Annotated in this window: 12 protein-coding genes; 7 read left to right on the forward strand and 5 right to left on the reverse strand. The window is 42.7% G+C overall.

Annotated elements, in window-relative coordinates:
* Window positions 1-33: 33 nt before the first annotated feature.
* Window positions 34-735, forward strand: a complete 702-nt coding sequence (locus DQQ10_RS26385; protein ID WP_112749966.1) for a head GIN domain-containing protein — start codon at window positions 34-36, stop codon at window positions 733-735.
* 226 nt (window positions 736-961) lie between these two features.
* Window positions 962-2,368, forward strand: coding sequence for an MATE family efflux transporter (locus tag DQQ10_RS26390; protein WP_112749953.1), 1,407 nt, complete (start codon window positions 962-964; stop codon window positions 2,366-2,368).
* A gap of 54 nt (window positions 2,369-2,422) precedes the next feature.
* On the opposite strand, the gene DQQ10_RS26395 is transcribed toward DQQ10_RS26390, so the two are convergent.
* Entirely contained in the window at window positions 2,423-2,701 is a 279-nt protein-coding gene (locus DQQ10_RS26395) for a hypothetical protein (RefSeq protein WP_112749954.1), read from the reverse strand.
* Between the two features lie 62 nt (window positions 2,702-2,763).
* On the opposite strand from DQQ10_RS26395, the gene DQQ10_RS26400 reads away from it, so the two are divergent.
* The 4 genes from DQQ10_RS26400 to DQQ10_RS26415 all read left to right on the forward strand — a co-directional run bounded on the left by DQQ10_RS26400 (window position 2,764) and on the right by DQQ10_RS26415 (window position 5,696).
* Window positions 2,764-3,450 (forward strand): hypothetical protein, encoded by a 687-nt coding sequence (locus DQQ10_RS26400; RefSeq protein ID WP_112749955.1) that lies wholly within the window; start codon window positions 2,764-2,766, stop codon window positions 3,448-3,450.
* A gap of 176 nt (window positions 3,451-3,626) precedes the next feature.
* Entirely contained in the window at window positions 3,627-4,313 is a 687-nt protein-coding gene (gene cmk, locus DQQ10_RS26405) for a (d)CMP kinase (protein WP_112749956.1), read from the forward strand.
* Between the two features lie 75 nt (window positions 4,314-4,388).
* Window positions 4,389-4,952, forward strand: a complete 564-nt coding sequence (locus tag DQQ10_RS26410; protein WP_112749957.1) for a DUF502 domain-containing protein — start codon at window positions 4,389-4,391, stop codon at window positions 4,950-4,952.
* A 141-nt stretch (window positions 4,953-5,093) separates the two neighbouring features.
* The gene (locus DQQ10_RS26415) at window positions 5,094-5,696 is read left to right on the forward strand and encodes a zinc-ribbon domain-containing protein (protein WP_112749958.1); all 603 of its coding nucleotides are present in this window, start codon (window positions 5,094-5,096) and stop codon (window positions 5,694-5,696) included.
* Between the two features lie 45 nt (window positions 5,697-5,741).
* Here DQQ10_RS26415 and mnmA read toward each other — a convergent pair whose 3' ends face one another.
* Both mnmA and DQQ10_RS26425 read right to left on the reverse strand, forming a co-directional pair.
* The gene (gene mnmA, locus DQQ10_RS26420; RefSeq protein ID WP_112749959.1) at window positions 5,742-6,914 is read right to left on the reverse strand and encodes a tRNA 2-thiouridine(34) synthase MnmA; all 1,173 of its coding nucleotides are present in this window, start codon (window positions 6,912-6,914) and stop codon (window positions 5,742-5,744) included.
* Window positions 6,915-6,918: 4 nt separating this feature from the next.
* On the reverse strand, window positions 6,919-8,166 hold the full coding sequence (locus DQQ10_RS26425) for a peroxiredoxin family protein (RefSeq protein ID WP_112749967.1): 1,248 nt from the start codon (window positions 8,164-8,166) through the stop codon (window positions 6,919-6,921).
* A gap of 99 nt (window positions 8,167-8,265) precedes the next feature.
* On the opposite strand from DQQ10_RS26425, the gene DQQ10_RS26430 reads away from it, so the two are divergent.
* Window positions 8,266-9,387: a CaiB/BaiF CoA transferase family protein gene (locus DQQ10_RS26430; RefSeq protein ID WP_112749960.1), complete on the forward strand. Its 1,122-nt coding sequence runs from the start codon at window positions 8,266-8,268 to the stop codon at window positions 9,385-9,387.
* 103 nt (window positions 9,388-9,490) lie between these two features.
* On the opposite strand, the gene DQQ10_RS26435 is transcribed toward DQQ10_RS26430, so the two are convergent.
* Together DQQ10_RS26435 and DQQ10_RS26440 are read right to left on the reverse strand one after the other, a co-directional pair.
* A complete protein-coding gene (locus DQQ10_RS26435; RefSeq protein WP_133259775.1) occupies window positions 9,491-9,982 on the reverse strand; it encodes a hypothetical protein in 492 nt (163 codons plus the stop codon).
* Window positions 9,983-10,199: 217 nt separating this feature from the next.
* Window positions 10,200-11,000: an energy transducer TonB gene (locus DQQ10_RS26440; RefSeq protein WP_112749962.1), complete on the reverse strand. Its 801-nt coding sequence runs from the start codon at window positions 10,998-11,000 to the stop codon at window positions 10,200-10,202.
* Window positions 11,001-11,258 lie beyond the last annotated feature (258 nt).

An 11,258-nucleotide genomic window follows, 5' to 3' on the forward strand; every position in this document is an offset into this window, starting at 1 on the left:
TACCAAATGATTGATAATACTATGACAGTGAAAATGAAATCCTTCTGCACCTTTTTAGCAGCTACCGTTATCCTAATGACTGCGTGCTCTGATTATGAAGATCCAGGTCCTGTACAAAAAGCAGAAAAATCTTATGCGTTGATTGATTTCGATCGCTTAGAAATGGGAAGTGCCTTTCATATAGAGGTAACACAAGGAAATAATTTTGGAATCGATGTTCGTGGCGATCGACGCAACATCAGCGACCTCGTGGTATATAAACGCGGTTCAACGCTTATTATCGAATATGATGAAAATGAAAGTCGTAAGCATGATACTTATATTAATATAACGATGCCTGCACTAAAGTCTATACATTTTTCAGGTGCAAGCGAATCTAAGGTTTCTGGATTTGAGAGCGAAGGCGATCTGGATCTGTATCTTTCTGGAGCGTCCGTTTCACAGCTAGATGCAGGATATGGGCGTGTGAACGCAGTGGTTTCCGGAGCTTCCAATCTACGAATGTCTGGCCTTGGCGATGAATTAGATGTTGAACTGAGTGGTGCATCTATCCTTTCCGCGTTCGATTATCCAGTGAGAGAAGCAATACTTAATGTTTCGGGCGCGAGCAACGGAAAGTTAACTGTATCAGACGACCTTGACGTTGTGGCAAGCGGTGCAAGTGCAGTATTATACCGCGGCAACCCTACTGTCACTTCCGAGACTAGTGGTAGTAGTACAGTTTCGCGAGACTAAACCATTAGCGGCAATATCTATACGACAAAATTCCTGGAGATTTACTTCAGGAATTTTTATTTATTGACAACCATTTTCATCGTTTTTCGTGATATTAGCCTTTACGTCAAATGTAGACGTGTAATGCAATGCCTATGAAGCTGACATTTTAAAGACAGGTACTTCCTGTTTCTCTTTCTACCTCTCGCAGAGGTTTTTAAATTTTCTGATACTAAAATGTTTCGGTATGTCAGTTTCTACCAAGATAAAATCTTTTTCTAAGCTATTTATTCAAGCCGTTAAGGGAGACGAGAATCAAGTCTATACGACAGGCAGTATTGATAAAGCAATTTTTTTGCTTGCCGTTCCAATGATTTTGGAAATGTCGATGGAAGCATTGTTTGCTGTCGTCGACGCGTTTTATGTAAGTCGGCTGGACGATAACGCAGCGCTCACAACGGTGGGATTAACGGAGTCGGTGCTCACGCTGATTTATTCCATAGGCATGGGATTAAGTATGGGCGCTACAGCGATGGTAGCACGTAGAGTAGGCGAGAAAGATGTGGCTGCGGCGCGGGATGCAGCTGCGCAGGTAATTTATATCGGCCTCGCATTTTCATTTGTGATCACCATCATTGGATTGTTTTTCGCGGAAGAGATTTTGCGCGTTATGGGTGGTAGTGAAGAATTGATTGCGGCCAACGTGGGGTATACACGCTGGATGATCGGCGGAAACATCACCATCATGTTGCTGTTCCTTATTAACGGAATCTTTCGCGGAGCAGGTGATGCTGCATTGTCTATGAGAACGCTCATTGTTTCCAATGCGCTGAACATTGCACTGGGCCCCATCTTCATCTTTGTACTTGACTTCGGCGTGGTCGGTGCTGCCATTGCAACCAATATCGGTCGCGGAAGTGCAGTAATATATCAAGTGTACCATCTTTTCAAAGGTAAAGGCGTCATCCGACTTCACGTTGAAAACCTAAAAGTTAGATTGGACCTGATCTGGCGATTGATCAAAGTATCCGCGGGTGGTGCAGGTCAGTTTTTGATTGCATCGGCGAGCTGGATTTTTCTTGTCAGAATTTTGAATGTTCCTGGGCCAGAAGGAGAGATCGCCGTTGCAGGCTATACTGTTGCCATTCGTGTTGTGATATTTACAATCTTACCCGCGTGGGGATTAGCCAACGCGGCAGCAACGCTGGTAGGACAAAATTTAGGTGCAGGGCAACCCGACCGTGCAGAGAAATCTGTGTGGCGATCCGCATTCCTGAATTTGATATTCCTTGCGTCGGTGATGGTAATCTTTTTATCATTGGCAAAACCGATCATGGGAATTTTTACCGAGGATCCCCTGGTCATAAAAGGTGGTGTGCAGTGTCTGCAGATTGTTTCGTTGGGTTATATATTCTATGCTTATGGAATGGTAATAAGCCAATCGTTTAATGGTGCGGGGGATACACGAACGCCAACGTTGATTAATGTATTCGGATTTTGGTGCTTGCAAATTCCATTGGCTTATACACTAGCCATTATTTTAGATTGGGGATCGCCCGGTGTTTATGCTGCAATTTCCATTGCAGAGTCGAGTATTGCTGTGGTTGGAATTTTGATCTTCCGCCGCGGGAAGTGGAAGGAAGCACAGATCTAGAAAATAAAAGAAGGTGTGCAGTTAATCGCTGCACGCCTTTTTTATGGCTAAAGATTATTGGTCTTTTGTCGGTTTCTTGGAGAAGATTGCTTTTACAGCATTGCCAAATTCTTCGCCAGCTTTTTTCAAACTGCTATCAACTTCTTTCCAACGTTCTTCATTTTCGGCTTGCTGTTTTAATTTTTCAGCCGCTTCCTTGAGCTCTTCGAATTTTGCTTTGAATTCTTTTTCAAGTCTTTCGCCAGCTTCATGCAGTTCACCTACGAAATTGTCCACCTTTTTCCCGAAGCTTTTAAAAGCTTTCTCTGATTTGCCTTCTTGATTCTCTTCCATAACAATGGCATTAGTTTGGTAATCAAATTAGAAAAGCGCCCGGAGAACAGAAAATTTTGGCTATGAATTTTGAGCAAGATCCAATCGAGCATATTAAGTATATGCTTGAAAATAAGTCTACTGCGAAGCAAACAACCTTCAAAAATATTCTTTCGGCTTACTCGACACTCCTTGCCGAATCGAAGAATGTTGTGGATGTACTCTCGCAAAAAGCTCACCCGGCTGACCACGACGTGACTCTCGGTTTTACGGTGATGCACGAACACGAATTTCAAGTGAAACTCGCTGGCGACTTGGTCATTTTTGTATTAGGAACGAACATCGTCACCTTCGAAGACAATCATCCCATTATGCAGGATGAGTATATCAAAGAAAAGGAAGTTAATCGGTACTTCGGGCAGATCATGATTTATGATTTTATGTCGGACTCCTTAAAGTATAATCGTACAAACGATCCGGGTTATCTTCTTGCAAGAATTCTGATCAACCATGAAAATCGGTTCTTTATCGAAGGAGAAAAACAATTAAAGGTTTATGAAAAGATTTCGGACGAACCGATTTCCGAAAAAGTATTGACCGACTTAGCACGGTTGTGTTTGGTGATGGCCATCGAGAATGACCTGGTTGCATCGCCCTATCAGCAGGTTAAATCCATCACTTTAAGCCAGAAATTAGACCATGCCCCCGAATTGAGCGGCGCCAAGAAGATAGGATTTCGCATGAGTTATGAGCAGAAAACAGAGGCATGATTGCGTGATTTTTATATTTTTACGGAACAAAATCCGTAAAGCTTGAAACTACGCTTATCGATTCTTCATTTACTGGTCAGTGTTCTGCTGATTTGCGCTTCGTGTGCATCGCATGGCCATAAACACAAAAAATTGAAGCCCGGCAAACCTATTCCTTGTCCTCAAAAAGATTGCTAATGAATCTAAAGAAATTAGTCATCGCGGTTGATGGATATTCGGCATGTGGTAAGAGCACGACGGCAAAACAAGTTGCCTCCGTTCTGGGATATCGCTATATCGATACAGGTGCGATGTATCGTGCAGTGACCATGTATTTTTTGGATCATCATATATCGCTTACCAATCCGAAGGAAATTCTGAAGGCCCTTCAAGATATTCACATCACGTTTAAAGTGAATTCGAAAGGGAAATCAGAAACGTATCTCAACGGCTTAAATGTCGAGAAAGAGATCCGCAAGATGAAGGTGTCGGAAATGGTGAGCCAAGTTAGCACAGTGAAAGAAGTTCGAAATGCACTCGTTGAGCAGCAACGTCGCATGGGAAAAGAAAAAGCGTTGGTAATGGATGGCCGCGATATCGGTACGGTCGTGTTTCCCAATGCAGACTTAAAACTTTTTATGACGGCAGATACGTTGGTACGTGCCTTTCGCCGACAAAAAGAATTGATGGAGAAAGATCAATTGGTTGATCTGGATGAGGTGATGGAAAATATATTGCAACGCGATAAGATTGATACAACACGTGCAGAGAGCCCGTTGCGTCAAGCAGAAGATGCGATCGTTATCGATACAACGAATATATCAATCGACGAGCAAGTGGATGAAGTGGTGAGACTTGCCGTATCGAAGGCCGTTGCTCTTTAGCAGCTGTATTGGTGTTGTAAAGTATATTTTCGTCTTCCATCACCGTAGCGGCAAAGTGTTTCGTAATTTTAAGATGTGAATAGTCCCTTTCGCAGATTTTTACGCTATTTCTTCAGTGGTACGCTGTTCATCGTTCCACTCGTAGCCACGGCTTATTTTATTTACATCTCATTCCGATGGCTCGATGACCTCTTAAGCCTTCCGTACCCAGGCTTAGGTTTTTTGATCATCATTGTTGCCATCACGGCTTTTGGTTACCTCACTACGAATTTTGCCTTTAAAACACTAATCGAATGGTTCGATCATGGTATGAATCGCATACCGTTGGTGAAGCTGATTTATTCTGCAGTAAAAGATCTTTTGGGGGCCTTCGTTGGCGATAAAAAGAAGTTTAACAAGCCCGTATTGGTTCGTATCAACAAAGAAAATAGTCTCTACCAAATCGGCTTCATTACCCAGTCGGACCTAACGGATTTGGGAATTGATGATATGGTTGTTGTTTATTTCCCGCATTCGTACGCTTTTTCGGGTTTTCATTACTTCGTACCCCGCGAGAATATCAAACAACTCGATATACCCGGACCGACAGCCATGAAGTTTATTGTGTCGGGTGGCGTCAGTGGGTTTAAGGATCATTAGCTCAGTGATGTTGAAAAAGGTTGCACAAAAAATCTTCTAAAACATATAATTCCTTACGGCTCTAAGCTTTGGCGTTTGCGCCGACTATTCTTCTCTCGAGATTTGCTTTACTTTGAATCAAAACGTTAAACCCCTTTCGTTATGATCATCTATGGTAAGAGAGCCTCTCATTTAAAGTCGGTCGTTATTCCCAACGTGGCATGTCCGAATTGTAAAGCCGAAAACACGATCGTACTCGGTACTTTTTCACAATACGTGCACATTTTTTGGATTCCCGTATTTTCGATCGGACGTACTGGTATCTCGCAATGCTCAAATTGTAAGCAGTCTTTTGAAGGAAGTCAGCTACCGCTTGATTTTCGTGCAGCATATAACAACCTTTTAAAAGAAACACGTATTCCAATTTTTCACTTTATTGGTGCAGCATTGATAGGTACAGCCATTCTTTACGGAATGTATAGCAGTGGCGAAACTGCAAAACGTGAAGCTGATTACTTTGCGAATCCACAGAAGGGGGATAACTACGCCGTGAAAATTGAAGATGGATACTACACAACGTTTAAAGTTGACTCTGTTGCTTCGGACACACTGTATGTATATTGGAACAATATGGCCGTCGATAAAGTGACGGGCTTATACAAAATCCGAAAGGACGAAAACTATGCGACAGAAAGAGAAGCGGTGGTGAGAACGTATCTGTCTGAGCTCAAAACATCGAATAAAATTCACGAGATCGTTCGATAAGAAAATAGTCAGCAATCATTCCAATGGAGAACGTTGGAATGATTGTTAATTGATGACGCCAGACCCAATCAGTGCATCGTCATCATACCAAGCCGCAAATTGCCCCGGCGTAATGCTCTTCATCGGTTTCTCGAAGACGATGTACAAGCCCTTTTCCTTTTGATGCAATACGCACGATTCTAATTTTTGACGATAGCGAATTCTCGCTTTGTATTCTCGCGACTCGCCCACAGCAAGTTTCAAATCTTCGCGTATCCAATGCACATCTTCACTGGGAATGAACAGACCTTTGCGATAAAGTCCAGGGTGGTCTTCGCCCATGCCGGTGTAAATAACATTGGTGTTGGTGTCGGTACCAATCACGAACATAGGTTTTGCATGACCGCCGAGGTTCAATCCCTTGCGTTGACCGATTGTGTAGTAGTGTGCGCCATTGTGCTCGCCGATAACTTTTCCAAACGATGGTTCTAATGTATAGGGCAACGAGATCGCTTCTAGGTCTTGCTCATCGCGGTAGTTGGCAAATGTTGCCGCATCTGCAGGTACTTCGATCACCTTTCCTTTCTTCGTTTGAAGACGTTGTTGGAGAAAATCGGGGAGATGCACTTTACCAACGAAACACAAACCTTGCGAATCTTTTTTCTCAGCCGTTACCAATCCAATTTTTTTAGCAATGGCGCGTACCTCTGGTTTCAACAATTCGCCAACAGGGAAAAGTGATTTAGAAAGTTGGGCCTGCGTCAGTTGACACAAGAAATAGCTTTGATCTTTGTTTGGATCTTTTCCGCCGAGCAGTTGATAAATGGTCTTACCATCTTTCTGGAATTCTGATTTGCGTGCGTAATGACCAGTGGCAACAAAGTCGGCACCAAGTTTCATCGCTGCATTCAAAAATATATCGAACTTAATTTCACGATTACAGAGTACATCCGGGTTGGGTGTCCTTCCACGTTGATACTCCGCGAACATGTAGTCGACGATCCTCGCTTTGTATTCTGCACTGAGATCAATGGCTTGGTAGGGGATCCCCAAGTGCTGCGCTACGATCATCGCATCGTTACTGTCGTCAAGCCACGGACATTCATCGCTTATAGTAACAGAGTCGTCATGCCAATTTTTCATGAACATACCAATCACTTCATACCCTTGTTCCATCAACAGGTATGCTGCCACACTACTATCAACACCTCCCGAAAGTCCTACGACGACACGTTTCATGATCTTAATTGTTCATAGAAGTTGATTTCTCCAGTAAAAGTTCATTTACCGTTTCATTAAAATCTTGAATGAATTGATGATAATAAACGCCTGTTCCTGGACCGGAAAATCCAGTGTGAATCTTCTTTACTTTCCCGTCCTTACCAATGAAAATTGTGGTAGGAAATGCAACTACTTTGTTCAGCATCGGCAGCGTTGTCGCAGCTTTTTCTTTATCGTTCGTTCCTGCAATCACATAGTCATAGCGAATGTCCATCTTAGAAATCATTTTCTTAACACGTTCACTGGCATACGTAAAGTCGTCTTTACGCTCATAGGCTAACCCGATAATTTCTACACCACGATCTTTATTTTCATTGTACCAAGGTGAAAGGAATTTGGTTTCGTCCATACAGTTAGGACACCAACTGCCCGACATTTGAAGTATCACCACTTTGTTCTTGTACTTTTCGTCGGCGAGTGAAATCTTCTTTCCGTTTATATCTGGAAAACTGAATTCAATTTTGTCATACCCTTCTTTTAAGAATGTCAGCGATTCTGCGGCGGGTAGTTTAGCGTGATCATTTTTTATGGCGGTCCATATTTCATGACCAGCTTTGCCGGAGAGATATTCTCCTGCTAATGTGCTGTCGCTGGTTTTATAGGCTGTAAACAGATAAGCATGATTCCCATCGAATGCACTCAAATGCATAGTATCGCCTACGATATCTCCTTGAAGGAAGCGGTAGTCTCCTGTTGGTGTCAAGAAAGTTCCTGTGACACTATCACCAGTTTGTTCGAAAATTCCAACTGACGTTGTTGTGTCTGATTTGCTTAAGAATGTGACGGCATACTTTCCGGCAAAGCTTATTGGATTGAGATTGTCCTCGGCAGTGAATCGATGCGTCTGTCCAAAGTGAGCCTTGAATACATGCTTGTAACCTGGATCATAGTTCTTGACGAAGTACCCGCGAAGTTCATCTCCATCAATTTTTGCTTTGATATTCGCGTCGAAGATGTGAAGCGTGGCATTGAGTGAATCACCTTCAATCGAGACTTCATCCAACAGTAATCGTTCATCGGCATTGCGTATGACGAAATCGTAACTGCCCGATTTATCTTTTAAGATTTCAAGACCGAAAGGAAGCTCATGCCCTTGAATATCGATAGTAGCTCTCCATATCCCTGTCTGAAGATTGTCGGCGTGTTTACCGTTATCCGTGCAGCCTACGAGAAGGAGCGCGAAAACGGCGCAATAGAAGCAACTTTTCATGAAAACGATCATTATTTATTCCCAGCAAAACACAAAAATGCGAGAAATGATTTACAATTGAATGGGAACATTGAATTTTGATTTAAAACCGATAGTTGCGTGGAAATATTCAAAGATTTTAAAGTATTGGAATTGGCGTCGGTACTGGCCGGGCCAAGTGTAGGGCAATTTTTTGCCGAGCTTGGTGCAGAGGTGATTAAGGTCGAAAATCCAACGACGTACGGCGATGTGACGCGTAGCTGGAAGGTTTCCGGTGAAAAAACCGATGATCGGTCTGCTTATTTCTGCTCAGTGAATTGGGGAAAGAAATCGATTGCGTTGGACTTACACGTCGAGGAAGATCTAGTGATTGTTAAAAAACTAGCCCTTCGCGCCGACTTAATCATTGCGAGTTATAAACCTGGTGATGCCGAAAAATTGGGTGTCGATTATCAGACGTTGAGTCAAAGTAACCCGGGGGTCATATACGCGCAGGTTTCGGGTTATGGTTGGGATAACGCGCGGGTGGGATACGATGCTGTGATCCAAGCAGAGGCAGGTTTTATGTCGATGAATGGCGAGGTAGATGGTGCATCGTTGAAGATGCCCGTGGCGCTGATGGATCTTCTCGCGGGGCACCAGTTAAAGGAGGGAATATTATTGGCGCTTCTTGAAAAATCTAGAACGGGTCGCGGAAAACATGTAGCCGTATCGTTGATAGAATCGGCCGTTGCGTCATTGGCGAATCAGGCAACCAATTGGTTAGTGGCAGGGAAACTGCCGAAGAAACAAGGATCTTCGCATCCGAACATCGCACCCTATGGCGATGTATTTAAGTCGAAAGATGAACGGGAAATTTTGTTAGCGGTGGGCAGCGATCGCCAGTTTGCTGATTTGTGTGAGATTATTGGTGTACGCGAAATTGCATTTGAAGAACGTTTCAAGAAGAACGCATCGCGTGTTGAAAATAGGTTAGAATTAAATACAATTCTTCAGTCTGGTATTGGAAGTCTTGGCGCTGATGAACTGATGGTGAAAATCAATACGAAGAAAATTCCTGCGGGTGTCATTCAAACAATGGATAAAGTTTTTGAAATGCATGAGGTGTTGGGTATGATAATGACGCATGGTCAACTTAAAGGCGTTAGGACGATGGTCGTTGACGGAATTGATAGAAATACTTCATTGTTGCCTCCACCGAAATTGGACGAGCATAGCGACGAAGTGCGTGCGCTTATTTGATGAGATGTTTAAAGTAGTTACTGATGCAGGATGTGATATAGATTTTTTTTACACTAGAGATGCAGAGGAGCGAGTTTCGAGTGATTTATTCTTAATGAGTTTTTTATGAGCAATAAACTCGTCTTATATTTCTCCATGAAAGAAAACATAAAATGATAAACGTTAACAGTGCTAGTGCCGTTGATGGCTTATTGTTTTTAATCCATAGTAATATTTGCGACTCCTCTTCGCGGATAACTTCGGGTAAACAAGTATAAACAATACAAGACCCTGTCATTCCTGTGTAACGTCTATTTTCGGGTTCTGGTCTGGTGATATTCATTATCCAAATGTCTCGATGTTCAACGATGTAATGAGAGGCTCCTTCTTGTTCGAGCATACTTAAAACGGCTACCAGCATTTCATATTTGGCGTCGTTTTCAAAATGAATGTGTACGCCATTTATAGTGTCGTATTCTTTTAATATTTTCTTAACAGAAAGTCTGCTGTAATCGAATTTGATTTTGTTGTCTACATTATTTGAATCAAAGTTCATCTCGAGATATTTTCTGACCAACGGTAAATGATATTGTGCTTTTGTTTTTGCATCGAGCATTGTTATTTCTAGTACATATTCAGCGTTTTCGGAGTGTTCAATACTGTAAAATATATAGTGAAGGGGATGCCAATGAGACTAATCATCCCTGCCGTATAGTATAGCCTTTTGTGGTGCCGCCGGTATTTCATTCCAAAAATTATATTACACTGTTTATAAAATAATCGCCACGGTAAAACTACACGTGGCGATTGAATCAAATTGGGGTTTGATATTTTTATTCTGCGATTTGGAATTTGATCGGTAGCGTCATGCGTACAGATACACTGTGTTTGTTTTGTACGCCGGGTGTCCATCCTTTCATCATGGAGATAACACGCATGGCTTCTTTATCACATGTTGCACTGATGCCGCGCATAACTTTCACGTCGCGGACATTACCGTCTTTATCAACAACGAAGGATACATACACTGTTCCTTGCGTGCCAAGCCTTCTGTCAGCGCTTGGATATCTTGTGTTCCTAGAGATAAATTGTGCAAGGCCTTTTTGTCCACCTTCGAATGATGGTGGTATCTCCACGATGTCGAAATCTTTTCCATAATCCGTTGGATCTGCAGGAGGTCCGGGAGGAACGTCAGCGATGGCAGGACCAGTACCACCACTTGCGTTGGGGTCGGCAGTAGGTTGTGCATTGTCGATTTCGTCGTTTGTAGGGAGTTCCTCATCAACCTCATGTGTTACCGCAGTGGGCGCAACGTTAGCAATTGGCTTTTGGGCGGGCGTTGTTGGTGGTGGCGGCGGAGGCTTTATCGTTTTGGGTTGCTCGATTTTTGGTGGTGAAATGGGAGCTACGAACTCCCTTTCTTCCTTCGGTTCTTGCGGCGGTGTAACCGTTTCGAACTGCGATAAAATTTTCGGTGCAATCAATAACAAACATGCGATGGATACACTGATACCGAGTCCGGTGATCATTGATCTTGAATATGACTTTCTTACCGAGTATGCACCGTAATCTCTGTTACGATTCATGAATACAAGGTCATCCCAACTTCTAACATCAATAGTTTCTGTTTTCATAAGACCTGTGGTTTTAGGTTTGATTGAATTTGATCTTATAATGCTGGTCGGTGAAAGAAGTCACAGGAAAGTTTAAAGTTTTAAAGTTTAAAGTGAAAAGTTGGTAGGAGTGGTTATCGGTTATCCGTTATGGGCATCTCTAAAAACCCGATTTTGGAGATGCTTTGTTTTTTTTATCATTTTTAGAGGCATCATCCGTACGGTTTTTATGTCGACGTTGATTTTTTTCTCCTCTATAGGAGGATTCTTGCCCTCATC

Source organism: Pseudochryseolinea flava (assembly GCF_003286915.1).
Taxonomy (GTDB): Bacteria; Bacteroidota; Bacteroidia; order Cytophagales; family Cyclobacteriaceae; genus Ohtaekwangia; species Ohtaekwangia flava.